Consider the following 14,294-nt stretch of genomic DNA (forward strand, 5'->3'; position numbering starts at 1 on the left):
CATGTCCGAGTTTGCCATGCTCGCCGCGGCCCTGGCCTTCGTGGCACTGCTATGCGTGGCCTTGGGCATCGTCTGCAATGGCCTGTATCGCAATCAGCAACGGCTCATGGCGGAGCAGGCCAGGCGTGACGCCGCGCGCGATGCGCGAATTAGGGAGCTAGGCAAGCGCCTGGATACTTACCTGACCGGCAGTATTCGCATGGGCGAAGAGCTGCATGAACTGCGTCGTATCGTGGCGCCGCTGCCGGACAAGGTGAGTCAGATCGAGCAGCGCGACCCCAACAGTTTGTCCTTTACCCAGGCCGCACGTCTGGTGGGGATGGGCGCCAGTGTTGATGATCTGACCCAGTCCTGCGGGCTTAGCAAGGCCGAGGCCGAGTTGATCAGCCGCCTGCATCAGCCTCGCGCCAGTCAGTTGAAGTGATGTCCTGACGGCTTACTTCTCTCGTTAACCCCCTCGGGTTGTCGGCGCTCTTCGAGTGGTTGTCGGCATCAGGTTTCAGGGGCGTTTAGCCGAAGGAGGTTGGGCGTCACATCGCGCTCACCGCCTTCATCGAAGCCGGGCGGTCGCTTACCTTGCAGATACCATGCGAATGCAATGATTTCGGCGATGCAGCGATATAGGGCCTCGGGAATCGCGTCGCCTAATTCCAGGCGGGCCAGCAAGCGTACCAGCTCGGCATTTTCATAGATCGGCACTTCATATTCGCGGGCGATGGCGAGGATGGCTTCGGCTAGCTCGTCATCGCCTTTTGCGCTGAGCACGGGGGCACTTTGGCCATCGTAGTTCAGGGCAATCGCCTGGCGCGGTTCTGGCTGCGATTTGCGGCTCATGCGGTTTCATCCACCCAGCGTTGTTCCAGTGAGGTCTTCGGTCCTTGCGGCGGCATACCTTGGTTGCAGGCCAGCTCACCGACTTCGAGCCCCGCGTTTTGTAGGCGCTCGCGCAGGTGATTCAGTTCGGCGTTGATCAGCGCTGTGGTGTCGGCTCGTTCGGCCCAGAGCTGGCTGGACAGGCTGCCGCGCAATAACTGCGCACGTACCTGCAATGGGCCGAGGTGCGGTAGGTCGAAGGCCAGGTCGATGCGCCACAGCGGTTCTCTGTGTTCGCTCTTGTCCGGTTTGGCGTTGCTCTCTTCACGCTGCAGCTTGACCTGCAGCGGCAGGATGTCCTGCTGGTGACGCATGGGCAGTTCCAGTTGCCAGGTCGTAACCAGATTGCCGTTGGTGTCGACTTGAGTTTGCGCCAGGCTCGACAACTGATGCGTCTGGAGTCGTGAGATAGCCGCAGCGGCCAGCTTGAGCAGTGCCTCCAGATCGGCTTCGCCTTCTTCCATGTTTTGCAGCAGGCGTGAGGGCAATGGAAAGCTCAAGGCTTGCTGGCGTGCGGAGCTGCCGGTGCTGTTGATGCCTAGCATTTGGCGCGCTAGGGCTGGCAGGTTCTGGCTGATCGCACCTTGCAAGCCTGCAAGGCTGGCGCCTGGCAATTGCGGGAGCAATTGAGCGACCAGCCGCAGCAGGTTGGCTTTGAGGTCCTGTGGTAGAGCGCCAGTCTGTCCTTGCAGTAATTTGCTTTCGAACAGCAAGCCGCTGCTTTCCAGGGCTTTTGCCAGGCCTTTTGCATCGCTTAGCTGGCTGCTGTCCGGTAGTGCGCCGAGCAGCTTGTCGATGCTGCCGCGCAGGGCATCATCGCCGCCCGTCAGGCTTTGCAGTCCCTTGAATAGGCCCTCCAGAGAGGCTTGCCGGTTTTGTTGGGCTGCCAGTTGTTGGCCCAGCACCAGTTGGTCAAGGCGACCACTCAGCGGCACAAAGGCGAGGCTCTGACTGCCTTGTACCTGAGCGCTGAGTAGGCTGCCAATCGGCAGCGGCATGGCGCTGTCGAGTGCCAGTTTGTTGCCAGCCAGTGGAGTGTTGAGCAGGTTGACCACCACGCGATAGACCTGCTGGGCGTTCTGCGCTGGCAGGGCGTCACGGCTGATGACTTTGCCCTGTACCAGCGTGCCTGGCGGTAATTGCTGCAGGTCGAGGTTGGTCAGTGGTTTGTCACCGCCAGCTTGCAACGCTAAGGCCAGACGCGTATCGGATAATGCGGTTACCACCAGCGCGCTGCCCTGCGCCAATGGACGTGGGCTTTCGGCTTGCAGGGTGGTTTGCTTGCCGCCATCAAGGGTCAGTTTTAGTAGTACCTGAAAACTTTGTGCTTGCTCGCGTACTGCGACCACTTCGGCCTTGGCGCTTTCTCCTGCTGCCAGCATGCCTTCCAGTGGCTGTAGAAGGCGCACGGCCATGTCAGCCGCCGTAGCGGTATTGCGCATCACCGGCGTCGAGGGGGGAAGCGGGCGTGGGCTGCTGATTTCGCTCATGGGCTCTCACGAGTGGCGCACTCCTGCACGAGTACGCCCTAAATCCGTTGTCTGCGATAGCTTAACACCCTGTCTAAAATGCCGACTGCGGGTGTTGTCCTATGACATGTATAATGCCGCCCCGTTGCACACTGCGCCTCCGGCACGCCTCAGTATAGCGGCCGAACCATCGCCGACTTGAACCCTGCCAGGTATCGATGACCTCTTCTGTTCCTTTTCTCGAAGCCGTGGCGCTCAGTTGTGAGCGGGACTGGCGCATGCTCTTCGAGCATCTTGCATTGCGCCTCGACAGCGGCGACATGCTGCAGATCAGTGGCCCCAATGGTAGTGGCAAGACCAGCCTGTTGCGGTTGATCGCCGGGCTGCGTCAGCCAACCGCCGGGGACATCCTGCTACAGGGCCGAGCGCTGGCCGAACAGCGTGGTGAGCTGGCGCGTAACCTCTTGTGGATCGGCCATGCGGCCGGCATCAAGAGCTTGCTGACGGCTGAGGAGAACCTGGCCTGGTTGTGTGCCTTGCATCGTCCGGCCAGTCGCGAGTCGATCTGGCAGGCGCTGGAGGCGGTCGGTCTGAGAGGTTTTGAAGACGTACCTTGCCATACGCTGTCTGCCGGCCAGCAACGCCGCGTTGCTCTGGCACGCCTTTATTTGGATGACACGCCGCCGCTTTGGGTGCTCGATGAGCCCTTCACCGCGTTGGACAAACACGGCGTTGCGCAGTTGGAGGTGCACCTGGCCGCGCATTGCGAACGTGGTGGCGTGGTGGTGCTGACCACGCACCACAGCCTGCAGCACAAGCCGTCGACCTATCGCGAACTCGACCTGGGGCAGCACGTGGCATGAGCAATGTATTCACGCAAGTGCTGAGCCGCGAGATGCGTCTGCTGGCACGTCGTCCTTCTGATCTGGCCAATCCGCTGGTGTTCTTCGCCATCGTCATCGCCCTGTTCCCCCTGGCGGTGGGGCCGGAGACACAATTGTTGCAAACCCTTTCTCCGGGCCTGGTCTGGGTGGCAGCGCTACTGGCCGTGCTGCTCTCGCTGGACGGGCTGTTTCGCAGTGATTTCGAGGACGGCTCGCTGGAACAGTGGGTCCTTTCGTCGCACCCACTGCCTCTTCTGGTGTTGGCCAAGGTGCTGGCACACTGGTTATTCAGCGGCCTGGCGTTGGTTTTGCTGGCACCTTTGCTGGCGCTGATGCTGGGGTTGCCTGGGCGTTGTCTGCCGGTGTTATTGGCTTCTCTGTTGCTCGGTACACCAGTGTTGAGTTTGTTGGGCGCGGTGGGGGCCGCGCTTACTGTTGGCCTCAAGCGCGGCGGCTTGCTGTTGGCGCTGCTGATTTTGCCGCTGTACATCCCGGTGCTGATTCTTGGCAGCGGGGCATTGCAGGCGGCTCTGCAAGGATTACCGGCAAGCGGCCATCTGTTGTGGCTGGCGAGCCTCACCGCTCTGTCGGTGACCCTGACACCTTTTGCGATTGCCGCTGGCTTGAACATCAGTGTCGGCGAATAAGAACGAACCGTGATGTAGCCCGGATGCAATCCAGGAGTTCTCGATAGCCTCCCGGATTGCATCCGGGCTACGTGTAGATGATGAGCGATCTGAATGAACTGGACGTGGTTTCACAAGTGGGGTTCGCCCAAGTGGTTCTATGAGATGAGCGGCCGCTGGCTGCCTTGGCTCAGTGTCGCTGCGGTGCTGTTGATCATCGCAGGTCTGGTTTGGGGCCTGGCTTTCGCGCCGCCGGATTACCAGCAGGGCAACAGTTTTCGCATCATCTACATTCACGTGCCGGCTGCATTTCTGGCTCAGTCGATCTACGTCATGCTTGCCGTTGCCGGTGTGGTCGGCCTGGTATGGAAGATGAAGCTGGCCGACGTTGCCCTGCAGCAAGCCGCGCCCATCGGCGCCTGGATGACCTTCATTGCACTGATCACCGGCGCCATCTGGGGCAAGCCGACCTGGGGCACCTATTGGGTGTGGGACGCGCGTCTGACCTCCATGCTGATTCTGCTGTTCCTCTATTTCGGCGTCATCGCCCTGGGCAACGCCATCAGCAACCGTGACAGCGCCGCCAAGGCTTGCGCTGTGCTGGCCATCGTTGGTGTGGTCAATATCCCGATCATCAAGTACTCGGTGGAGTGGTGGAACTCGCTGCACCAGAGCGCCACCTTCAAACTCACCGAGAAACCGGCCATGCCCGTTGAAATGTGGCTGCCGCTGCTGCTCGGGGTGCTGGGTTTCTATTGTTTCTTCGGCGCTGTGCTGCTCTATCGCATGCGCCTGGAAGTGCTCAAGCGCGAAGCACGCAGTAGCTGGGTGAAGGCTGAAGTGCAGAAGCTGGTGGAGGGCCGGGCATGAGCTTTTCCTCGTTTGCCGAGTTTCTCGCCATGGGCACCCATGGTGCCTACGTCTGGAGTGCCTATGGCATCAGCCTGGCGGTTCTGGCGTTGAATGTGGCTCTGCCGATGTTGGCGCGTCGCCGTTACCTGCAAGACGAGGCGCGCCGTTTGCGCCGGGAGAAGTCCAAGTGAATCCGGTTCGCAAGAAACGCCTGTACATCGTCCTCGCCATTCTTTGTGGTGTGGGCGTCGCCGTGGCGCTGGCGCTTAGCGCCCTGCAGCAGAACATCAACCTGTTCTACACCCCTACGCAGATTGCCAATGGCGAGGCGCCACAGGGCACTCGCATTCGCGCGGGCGGCCTGGTCGAGGAAGGTTCGGTGAAGCGTTCGGCTGATTCGCTGGAAGTGGACTTCGTCGTCACCGATGGCGCCCATGAGGTGACCATCCGTTACCACGGCATCCTCCCGGATCTATTCCGCGAAGGGCAGGGCATTGTTGCCCTCGGCCGGGTCAACGAGCAGGGCGTGCTGGTGGCCGACGAGGTGCTGGCCAAGCACGACGAAAACTACATGCCACCGGAAGTGATGCAGGCGCTGGAGAAGAGCGGGATGAAGCAGCAGCACGACGCGGCGACTGCAGGCAAGCAGGGTTATCAGCAGGAGCGCGCGCAATGATTCCTGAACTCGGCCACCTGGCGTTGATACTGGCTCTGTGCTTGGCAGCCGTACAGGCCACGCTGCCGCTGATCGGCGCCTGGCGCGGCGACCACCAGTGGATGAGCCTGGCGCAGCCGGCGGCCTGGGGGCAGTTTGTCTTCCTGCTGTTCTCCTTCGTCTGCCTGACCTACGCCTTTATGGTCGACGATTTCTCCGTTGCCTACGTGGCCAGTAACTCCAACACGGCACTGCCCTGGTACTACAAGTTCAGCGCCGTATGGGGCGCGCACGAGGGCTCCTTGTTGCTGTGGGCGCTGATCCTCGGTGGCTGGACGTTCGCCGTGGCGATCTTCTCGCGCCACCTGCCGGAAGAGATGCTGGCCCGTGTGCTGGCGGTGATGGGCATGATCAGCGTCGGTTTCCTGCTGTTTTTGATCATCACTTCCAATCCCTTCGAGCGGCTGCTGCCCAACGTGCCGGTCGACGGTCGTGACCTCAACCCGCTACTGCAGGACTTCGGCCTGATCGTGCATCCGCCGATGCTGTACATGGGTTATGTAGGCTTCTCCGTGGCCTTCGCCTTCGCCATCGCCGCATTGCTCGGCGGCAAGTTGGACGCTGCCTGGGCGCGCTGGTCGCGGCCCTGGACCATCGTGGCCTGGGCTTTCCTCGGCATTGGTATCGCGCTCGGTTCCTGGTGGGCCTACTACGAACTGGGTTGGGGTGGCTGGTGGTTCTGGGATCCGGTGGAGAACGCCTCGTTCATGCCCTGGTTGGTGGGCACCGCGCTGATCCACTCGCTGGCCGTGACCGAGAAGCGCGGCGTGTTCAAGAGCTGGACGGTGCTGCTGGCCATCGCTGCCTTCTCCCTCAGCCTGCTCGGTACCTTCTTGGTGCGCTCTGGCGTGCTGACCTCGGTGCATGCCTTCGCCACCGACCCGGAGCGCGGCGTGTTCATCCTTGCCTTCCTGCTGGTGGTGGTGGGCGGCTCGCTGACGTTGTTCGCCCTGCGCGCGCCGGTGGTACGCAGCCAAGTTGGCTTTGGCCTGTGGTCGCGCGAGACGCTGCTGCTGGTCAACAACATCGTGCTGGTGGTGGCCGCCGCGATGATCCTGCTCGGCACCCTCTACCCGCTGGTGCTCGACGCCCTGACCGGCGCCAAGCTGTCGGTCGGCCCGCCTTACTTCAATGCGCTGTTCCTGCCGTTGATGGGGCTGCTGATGGCGGTGATCGCCGTCGGTGTGCTGGTGCGCTGGAAGGACACTCCGCTGAAATGGCTGGGCAGCATGTTGACGCCGGTACTGCTGGCCAGTGTGGTGCTAGCGCTGATCGCCACCTTCCTGATTGGTGACTTCCACTGGGCGGTGCTGGCCGTCTGTCTGCTGGCTTTCTGGGTGATCCTGGCCGGTGTGCGCGATGTGCTCGACAAGACCCGTCACAAAGGCTTGCTCAAGGGCCTGTCGAGCCTGGGCCGCAGCTACTGGGGCATGCAACTGGCGCATTTTGGTTTCGCCTTCTGCGCCCTCGGCGTGGTGCTGACCAGCCTGGGCAGCTACGAGCGCGACCTGCGCATGGCACCGGGCGACTCGGTGGAACTGGGCGGCTATCGCTTCCAGTTCGACGGTGCCGAGCATTTCGAAGGCCCCAACTTCATTTCCGACAAGGGCACGGTGCGGGTCTTCGACGGCGAGCGGCAGATCAAGGTGCTGCACCCGGAGAAACGCCTGTACACCGTGCAGCAAGCGACCATGACCGAGGCGGGCATCGATGCTGGTTTTACTCGTGACCTGTTTGTCGCCCTCGGCGAGCCGCTGGAGCAGGGCGCCTGGGCTGTGCGCGTGCATATCAAGCCCTTCGTCCGCTGGATCTGGCTCGGCGGTTTGCTGATGGCCTTCGGCGGCTTGCTCGCCGCTGCCGACAAGCGTTACCGCATCAAGGTCAGAACCCGTGTGCGCGAAGCGCTGGGCATGGAGGCAAGCGCATGAGACGTCTATTACTGCTGCTACCGCTGCTGGCTTTCCTGGCCATTGCTGTATTGCTCTATCGCGGTCTGTTCCTCGATCCGTCCGAATTGCCATCGGCACTCATCGGCAAGCCGTTCCCGGCGTTCAGCCTACCGTTGGTGACCGATCCCTCGCGCACCCTGAGCCAGGATGACCTCAAGGGCAAACCGGCCCTGGTCAATGTCTGGGGCACCTGGTGCCCGGCCTGCCGCCACGAGCACCCGGTGCTGAACAAGCTGGCCGAAGCCGGTGTGGTGATTCATGGGATCAACTACAAGGATGACCGTGAGCCAGCGCAGAAGTGGCTGCGTGAGCTGCACAATCCTTATCAACTCAATATCGAAGACGCCAAGGGCACCCTGGGCCTGGATCTGGGCGTTTATGGCGCGCCGGAAACTTTCTTCATCGATGCTCAGGGCATCATTCGGCACAAGTTTGTCGGCCCTATCGACGAGCGCGTCTGGCGCGAGCAACTGGCGCCGATTTACCAGCAACTGGTTGACGAGGCTCAGCCATGAAACGTCTGCTGATCGCCACCGGCCTGGCCCTTGGGTTGCTCGCCAGCGCCCATGCCGCTATCGACACCTACGAGTTCGCCAACGATGCCGAGCGCGAGCGCTACCGCACCCTGGTCGAAGAACTGCGCTGCCCCAAGTGCCAGAACCAGAACATCGCTGACTCCAATGCGCCGATCGCCATGGATCTGCGCAACGAGGTCTACCAGATGGTCGAAGCGGGCAAGAGCGACGCGCAGATCATCGACTTTCTCGTCGCGCGTTACGGTGACTTCGTCCTCTACAACCCGCCTGTGACCAGCCGCACCCTGCTGCTCTGGTACGGTCCGGCAGGTTTGCTGCTGATTGGCTTTGGCGTGCTCGGGGTGATTGTCCTGCGCCGCCGTGGGCAGCAGGCGCGCCCTGACGTTGGCCTTAGTCTCGACGAACAGCAGCGTCTCGCGGCACTGCTCGAACAAGCCTCTCAGGACAAGAAAACCCCATGATCGATTTCTGGTTGCCCGCCGGGCTGCTGTTGCTCACTGCCTTGGCGTTCCTGCTGATCCCCGTACTGCGCGTACGCAAGTTGCAGGCCGAAGAAGACCGCACGGCCCTCAATGTCACCCTCTATCAGGAGCGCCTGCAGGAGCTGCAGACGCAGCACCAGCGTGGCGTGCTCGACGATGCGCAATTGGCGGCCGGGCGTGCCGAGGCGGCTCGTGAACTGCTGACCGATACCGAGGGCGTGCAGCACCGCAGTGGTGTGCTGGGCGGCAAGATTCCGCTGCTGGCGGCCATTCTGGTGCCGGTAGTGGGCATCGGCCTGTACATGCACTGGGGCGCGCTGGAGCCATTGCAGCAAGCGCGTGAGATGGCCGCGCAAGCACCGAAAAACATCATCGAAATGACTGCGCGTCTGGAGCGCGCGGTCAAGGAAACACCTGACTCCGCCGAGGCTTGGTACTTCCTTGGCCGTACCTATATGGCGCAGGAGCGCGCGGTCGATGCCGCCAAGGCCTTCGAGCAGGCTGTTGGCCTGGCGGGGCGCGCCCCCGAGCTGCTCGGGCAGTGGGCTCAGGCCCTGTACTTCGCCAATGACAAGCAGTGGAGTGCGCAAATGCAGGCGCTGACTGATGAGGCCTTGAAAGCTGATGCGCAGGAAGTCACCAGCCTGGGTCTGCTCGGTATTGCCGCCTACGAAAGCCAGCGTTATGCCGATGCCGTGCATTACTGGGAGCGCCTGGTGGCGGTGTTGCCCGAGCAGGACCCGTCACGTGTCGCCATCGCTGGCGGCATCGAGCGTGCCCGCGAGCAGATGGGCGAGCAGCCCAGCCCAGCCGCCGAGTCTGCGGCCAAGGTGCACGCCCTGGAGGTCAGCGTCTCGCTGGCGCCCGATGTGCAGGCGCAGGTGCAGCCGGATGACGCCGTATTTATTTTCGCCCGTGCCCTCAGCGGCCCGCCGATGCCATTGGCGGTCAAGCGCCTGAAGGTATCCGAGCTACCCGCGCAGGTCAGTCTCTCCGATGTCGATGCGATGATGCCGGAGCTGAAACTCTCAGGCTTCGAGCAGGTGCAACTGCTCGCCCGTGTCTCGCGTGCCGGCAATGCCACGCAGGGCGAGTGGATTGGCAAACTTGGCCCGGTGCCGAACACCGCCCGTGAGGTGCAGAGCGTGGTGATCGACAGCCGCGATGGGCAGTCTCAATGAAGCGCCTGGTACTGCTCTGCGTGCTCGGTTTTGGCCTCACAGGCTGCGCCGTGCAGCCAGGTGCTCCGCTTAATGATTTGCCGCCGGTGCAGCAGCCCTCGCATCCACGTTATGCGCCGCCGCCTGCCGTGAAAAGCCACTGGAGCCCGGCGTTGGGCGTCTATGTGGTCGAGGGACGGTCTGATCTGTTCTACCGCGAGCGTGTCTTCTATCGCTTCGATGGGGGGTGGAGCTGGTCGACGCAACCGGGTGGGCCATGGCAGGCAACGGACAGCTCAGGCATCCCGCCAGGCTTGTTTCGGCATTATCAGAACCGTTGAGGCTAGGGCGGGTGCAACCCGCCGCCTCGGTTCTGGCGGGTTGCACCCGCCCTACATAAGAACGGCGCCCGTAGGCGCCGTTTTTCTTAGGGGCTCAATGCGCCCAGATCAGCCCCACCAGCAGGTAGCTGAGCAGCGTCACCAGCACCACGCCGAACAGGTTCAGGGCAAAGCCGGCCTTGATCATCGATTGAATACGCATGTGCCCGGTCCCGAACACGATGGCATTCGGCGGGGTTGCTACCGGCATCATGAAGGCACAACTGGCGGCAATGGCCGCAGGGATTGCCAGCAGCTCGGCAGGCATTCCCTGCGACACGGCAAGCGCGCCGAGCAGCGGTAGAAAAGCTGCTGCCGTGGCGGTGTTGGACGTCACCTCGGTAAGGAAGATGATCACCAGTACCACCAGCCCGATCATCGCCAGAGTGGGCAGCGCGCCGAGGCTACCGAGCCCCTGGGCAATCCATGCTGCCAGCCCGGTGTTACCGATCACCGCCGCCAGAGTCAAGCCTCCGCCAAACAGCAGCAGCACGCCCCAGGGCAGTTTGCTGGCGCTTTCCCAGTCCATCAGGAATACGCGCTTATCAGCATCCACAGGGATGATGAACAGCGCCAGGGCAGCGGCAATGGCAATGCTGGTGTCATTGACCCCTGGCACGAGCCCAACGATCAGTGGCTGGAAGACCCAGGCCAGGGCGGTGGCCACGAACACCAGCGCCACCAGCTTCTCACCACGGCTGAGTGGGCCGAGTCCGTCCAGCTCCTGGCGGATCAGCGCGTTGCTATCGTGGCTACTGAGTGCGAAACCGCCACGAGTCAGCCACCACCAGGTAAACACCAACATCAGGCTCGCTACCGGCAAACCAATCAACATCCACTGACCGAAACCGATCTGTACGTCATAGTTTTCTGCCAGGAATGCGGCAAGCAGCGCATTAGGCGGCGTACCGATCAGCGTGGCGATACCGCCGATGCTGGCAGCGTAGGCAATGGCCAGCAGCAGTGAGGTTGCGAAACGCTTGCGTTCGGCTGCGCTGGCGCCTTGCTCGTCGGCCAGCAGGCCTACGACGGAGAGGCCGATGGGCAGCATCATGATCGTGGTAGCGGTGTTGCTCACCCACATGCTGAGAAAGGCGGTGGCCAGCATGAAACCAGCCACCTGGCGACTCGGTTTGCTGCCTACTGCGAGCAGCGTCATCAAGGCGATGCGCTTGTGCAGGTTCCAGCGCTCCATTGCCAGACCGATAACGAAACCGCCGAGGAACAAGTAGATGGTGGGGTTGGCATAGGGCGCGGTCGCCGCGTTGAGGCTGTCGATGCCCAGCGCCGGGATCAGCAGGATCGGCAGCAGCGAGGTGGCGGGAATCGGGATAGCCTCGGTCGACCACCAAGTGGCCATCAGCAGGGTCAGCCCGACCGTGGCCCAGGCAGCCTCGGAAAGACCGTTCGGTGGTTCGGTGAACAGGCATAGCAGCAACAGCACAGGGCCGAGGACAAGGCCTACCCAGGCGGCTTTGGCTGGTGCTGTCGAATTATTGGTGGTTACAGCCATAGGGCGCTTCCTTCTGCTAAAGGGCGGTTTGTAGCTTTGTGAGCCCCTGTCAGACCACGCCCGCTCCCTATGGTTTGCTTCGCTGCGTCTCTGGGTGGGCTAACCCTCGTGCTGGCGTTTGAACAGCGGCCCGCCGCAGCGGTTGCAAAAAGCAGCGCTGTGCTCATGGCGCGACTTATGGCAGTGCGGGCAGTCGTGCTCCATTTGCCCTTCCTGGCGCATCGCCGTGGCCAGTTCAGCGGTGAAAATACCGGTGGGTACGGCGATGATCGAATAACCGGTGATCATCACCATCGTAGCCAGCATCTGCCCCACGGGCGTCTGCGGGGTGATGTCGCCGAATCCCACGGTGGTCAGCGTCACCACCGCCCAGTAGATGCTGATGGGAATGCTGGTAAAGCCATTGCTCGGGCCCTCGACTACATACATCAGCGCGCCGAATACGGTTACCAGCGTGGAGACCGTGACCAGAAAGACGATGATCTTCTGCTTGCTGCCGCGTAGCGCCACCAGCAGAAAGTTGGCCTGAGTCAGGTACTGGCGCAGCTTGAGGATACGGAAGACACGCACCATGCGAATGACCCGGACGATCATCAGGTACTGCGCATCGACGAATATCAACGCCAGCACGGCCGGCAGCACGGCGAGCAAATCGACCAAGCCGAAGAAGCTGAAGGCGTAGCGCAGCGGTTTGGGCGAGCAATACAGGCGCAGGCCGTATTCGATGGCGAACAGCAGGGTAAAGCCCCATTCCAGCATGCTGAACACATCGGCATGTTGAGTGTGAAAGCGCTCGATGCTGTCGAGCATCACCACCACCAGACTGGCGAGGATGGCCAGCAGCAGCCAGTTGTCGAAGCGCTGCCCGGCACGGGTGCTGGTCTCGAAGATGATGATGTACAGGCGCTGGCGCCAGGTCTGGCCTTTGTCCACGGCATGATTCTCCTAGGGGTGCGAGGGGCAAGCCTAGGCAGCGTTAGCGGGCAGTGGCAAGCCCGTGACTGCGCGGCTAGCCAATTGCCATTCGTCTGGAAACGGCCTGTCGATAGGGCAATTTGTGACGTCGCTCAGCAAATTGACGTTTGATGGCTTTGTGCTACGTGTTCTAATTTCGCCGAAATAACGCCGCCATTATTCCGCTATTCAAAGGACTGAAAGCATGGCTTTCCGTTGTAGCCCTTTGGCCGTATGGCTATGTGCACTGTCGCTGTCGACCCCTGTTCTGGCCGAAACACCGGGTGAGCGTGCGCTGATCCGTGATCGCCAGGAGCGCTTGCTGCAGGAGCAGCAACAGCGCCTTGAGGATCTTCGTCAACTACCCGGCAATAGACCCCAGCTCGAGAACGCTCCAGTCGAAGACGAGCGATGCTTCGATATCGGGCAGATTCGTCTCGACGGGGCGAATCTGCTGAGCCAGGCCGACCAGGCACATATTCTCGAGCCCTTCGCCGGGCAGTGCCTCGGTGTCGGTAAGCTCAACGAGCTGCTCAAGGCCATCACCCAGTTCTATATCGACCGTGGTTACGTCACGTCGCGGGCCTACCTGCCGCAGCAGGATCTGTCCTCCGGTGAGCTGCGCGTCATCGTGGTGGAAGGGCGCCTGGAGGGGCTGGACAGCTCCGAGCTGGCCTCCGACCGTGAACTGGTCATGGGCTTTCCCGGCCAGACCGGCGAAGTGCTGGATCTTCGTGAACTAGAACAGTTGGTCGACCAGCTCAATCGCCTGCCATCGCGCCAGGCGCAACTGGAGCTGGTACCGGGGCAAGAGGTCGGCGGCAGCCGCGTGCGCTTGCAGGGCAAGCGCAGCAAGCCTTGGCGTGCTGGCCTGAGTCGCAACAATGATGGTCAGGAAAGCACCGGCGAGCAGCAGTGGGGTCTGAATTTCGACTGGGACAGCCCGCTCGGTCTGGCCGATCAACTCAGCCTGCGTGCCACGGGCGATGCGGTCAGCGACACCTATCGCCACTCCCACAGCCAGAGCCTGATCTACCAGGTGCCCTACGGTTGGTGGAACGTCAGCTACAGCTTCAGCCAGAGCTACTACCGCACACAGAGCGAGGGCAATGGCTTCATCTTCGACCAGGACGGCGACAGCCAGACCCACGCCCTGCGTGGTGAACGTGTTCTGCATCGCGATGCTGTGAGCAAGACCGCCTTCAACCTGGGGGTCAGCCACCAGCGCAGCAACAACTTCCTGCTCGGCAACCGTATCGACACCTCCAGCACGCGCTTGTCCGAAGCGCAACTGGGCTTCAACCATGGCCGCCGTATCGGCACGGCCTTCGTCAACGCCGATATCGGCTGGCAGCGCGGCATCGGTGCCTTCGACGCCCAGCGTGCTGGTGATCCGCAGGGCAGCCAGCCGGTGGCGCGCTACAACAAATACAGCCTGACCCTGAGCTACCTGCAGCCGTTCGAGCTGTGGGGCCAATCCTTCAGCTTCGACAGCCTGGCCTACGGGCAGAAGAGTGAAGACGTGCTGTTCAGCCCGCAACGTATCAGCATCGGTGGGCTGAGCTCGGTGCGCGGTTTCAAGGAGGAGTCGCTGTCCGGCGATAGCGGCGGCTACTGGCGCAACCAGTTGCGCTGGCGCCGCCCGGTGAGCTGGGAAGTGCTGCGGCCCTTCGTTCACGAGTACAGCCTGGCCTTCGCCTATGACGTCGGGGTGATCCACGGTGGCCGCTACAACCCCGAACAACGCGGGCGCATGAGCGGCAACGCCCTCGAATTTGCCCTGCGCGGTCAGAACCTAGCCGCTTCGGTGAGTTTCGCCCACTCCCTTGACCGACCTGATGCAATCGCGCGCGACGAGCGTCCGGTCTATTTCCGCTTCGATCTTTTTTTCTGATGATTTG

Annotated in this window: 16 protein-coding genes; 12 read left to right on the top strand and 4 right to left on the bottom strand. The window is 62.1% G+C overall.

Annotated elements, in window-relative coordinates; all coding sequences use genetic code 11:
* Position 1 precedes the first annotated feature (1 nt).
* Positions 2-424, top strand: coding sequence for a DUF2802 domain-containing protein (locus tag AERO9A_RS11115; RefSeq protein WP_159972016.1), 423 nt, complete (start codon positions 2-4; stop codon positions 422-424).
* A 68-nt stretch (positions 425-492) separates the two neighbouring features.
* Here AERO9A_RS11115 and AERO9A_RS11120 read toward each other — a convergent pair whose 3' ends face one another.
* Together AERO9A_RS11120 and AERO9A_RS11125 are read right to left on the bottom strand one after the other, a co-directional pair.
* On the bottom strand, positions 493-834 hold the full coding sequence (locus AERO9A_RS11120; protein ID WP_159972017.1) for an EscU/YscU/HrcU family type III secretion system export apparatus switch protein: 342 nt from the start codon (positions 832-834) through the stop codon (positions 493-495).
* On the bottom strand, positions 831-2,363 hold the full coding sequence (locus AERO9A_RS11125) for a flagellar hook-length control protein FliK (protein ID WP_159972018.1): 1,533 nt from the start codon (positions 2,361-2,363) through the stop codon (positions 831-833). The genes AERO9A_RS11120 and AERO9A_RS11125 overlap by 4 nt, the downstream gene beginning before the upstream one ends.
* Positions 2,364-2,560: 197 nt before the next feature.
* On the opposite strand from AERO9A_RS11125, the gene ccmA reads away from it, so the two are divergent.
* From ccmA to AERO9A_RS11175, 10 genes are all read left to right on the top strand, one after another.
* Positions 2,561-3,205: a cytochrome c biogenesis heme-transporting ATPase CcmA gene (gene ccmA, locus AERO9A_RS11130; protein WP_159972019.1), complete on the top strand. Its 645-nt coding sequence runs from the start codon at positions 2,561-2,563 to the stop codon at positions 3,203-3,205.
* Positions 3,202-3,873 (top strand): heme exporter protein CcmB, encoded by a 672-nt coding sequence (ccmB, locus tag AERO9A_RS11135; RefSeq protein ID WP_159972020.1) that lies wholly within the window; start codon positions 3,202-3,204, stop codon positions 3,871-3,873. Before ccmA ends, ccmB begins: the two co-directional genes overlap by 4 nt.
* A 93-nt stretch (positions 3,874-3,966) precedes the next feature.
* Positions 3,967-4,722 (top strand): heme ABC transporter permease, encoded by a 756-nt coding sequence (locus AERO9A_RS11140; RefSeq protein ID WP_159972021.1) that lies wholly within the window; start codon positions 3,967-3,969, stop codon positions 4,720-4,722.
* Complete coding sequence (gene ccmD, locus AERO9A_RS11145) at positions 4,719-4,895, top strand: heme exporter protein CcmD (RefSeq protein ID WP_159972022.1); 177 nt, start codon at positions 4,719-4,721, stop codon at positions 4,893-4,895. The genes AERO9A_RS11140 and ccmD overlap by 4 nt, the downstream gene beginning before the upstream one ends.
* Positions 4,892-5,380, top strand: a complete 489-nt coding sequence (gene ccmE, locus AERO9A_RS11150) for a cytochrome c maturation protein CcmE (RefSeq protein ID WP_159972023.1) — start codon at positions 4,892-4,894, stop codon at positions 5,378-5,380. The genes ccmD and ccmE overlap by 4 nt, the downstream gene beginning before the upstream one ends.
* Entirely contained in the window at positions 5,377-7,347 is a 1,971-nt protein-coding gene (locus AERO9A_RS11155; protein ID WP_159972024.1) for a heme lyase CcmF/NrfE family subunit, read from the top strand. The genes ccmE and AERO9A_RS11155 overlap by 4 nt, the downstream gene beginning before the upstream one ends.
* Positions 7,344-7,883: a DsbE family thiol:disulfide interchange protein gene (locus tag AERO9A_RS11160; RefSeq protein WP_159972025.1), complete on the top strand. Its 540-nt coding sequence runs from the start codon at positions 7,344-7,346 to the stop codon at positions 7,881-7,883. Before AERO9A_RS11155 ends, AERO9A_RS11160 begins: the two co-directional genes overlap by 4 nt.
* A complete protein-coding gene (locus tag AERO9A_RS11165; protein WP_159972026.1) occupies positions 7,880-8,365 on the top strand; it encodes a cytochrome c-type biogenesis protein in 486 nt (161 codons plus the stop codon). The genes AERO9A_RS11160 and AERO9A_RS11165 overlap by 4 nt, the downstream gene beginning before the upstream one ends.
* Positions 8,362-9,567 carry a c-type cytochrome biogenesis protein CcmI gene (gene ccmI / locus AERO9A_RS11170; RefSeq protein ID WP_159972027.1) on the top strand — a complete coding sequence of 402 codons (1,206 nt, stop codon included), beginning with the start codon at positions 8,362-8,364 and terminating at the stop codon, positions 9,565-9,567. The genes AERO9A_RS11165 and ccmI overlap by 4 nt, the downstream gene beginning before the upstream one ends.
* Complete coding sequence (locus AERO9A_RS11175) at positions 9,564-9,887, top strand: hypothetical protein (protein WP_159972028.1); 324 nt, start codon at positions 9,564-9,566, stop codon at positions 9,885-9,887. The genes ccmI and AERO9A_RS11175 overlap by 4 nt, the downstream gene beginning before the upstream one ends.
* 94 nt (positions 9,888-9,981) lie before the next feature.
* On the opposite strand, the gene AERO9A_RS11180 is transcribed toward AERO9A_RS11175, so the two are convergent.
* Both AERO9A_RS11180 and AERO9A_RS11185 read right to left on the bottom strand, forming a co-directional pair.
* Complete coding sequence (locus AERO9A_RS11180; RefSeq protein ID WP_159972029.1) at positions 9,982-11,439, bottom strand: DASS family sodium-coupled anion symporter; 1,458 nt, start codon at positions 11,437-11,439, stop codon at positions 9,982-9,984.
* A gap of 99 nt (positions 11,440-11,538) precedes the next feature.
* The gene (locus AERO9A_RS11185; protein WP_159972030.1) at positions 11,539-12,372 is read right to left on the bottom strand and encodes an ion transporter; all 834 of its coding nucleotides are present in this window, start codon (positions 12,370-12,372) and stop codon (positions 11,539-11,541) included.
* A gap of 226 nt (positions 12,373-12,598) precedes the next feature.
* Between AERO9A_RS11185 and AERO9A_RS11190 the strand changes: the two genes are divergently transcribed.
* Positions 12,599-14,287 carry a ShlB/FhaC/HecB family hemolysin secretion/activation protein gene (locus AERO9A_RS11190; protein WP_159972031.1) on the top strand — a complete coding sequence of 563 codons (1,689 nt, stop codon included), beginning with the start codon at positions 12,599-12,601 and terminating at the stop codon, positions 14,285-14,287.
* Positions 14,288-14,294: the final 7 nt, after the last annotated feature.

The sequence above is a fragment of the Pseudomonas sp. 8Z genome (genome assembly GCF_902506535.1).
Lineage (GTDB): Bacteria > Pseudomonadota > Gammaproteobacteria > Pseudomonadales > Pseudomonadaceae > Aquipseudomonas.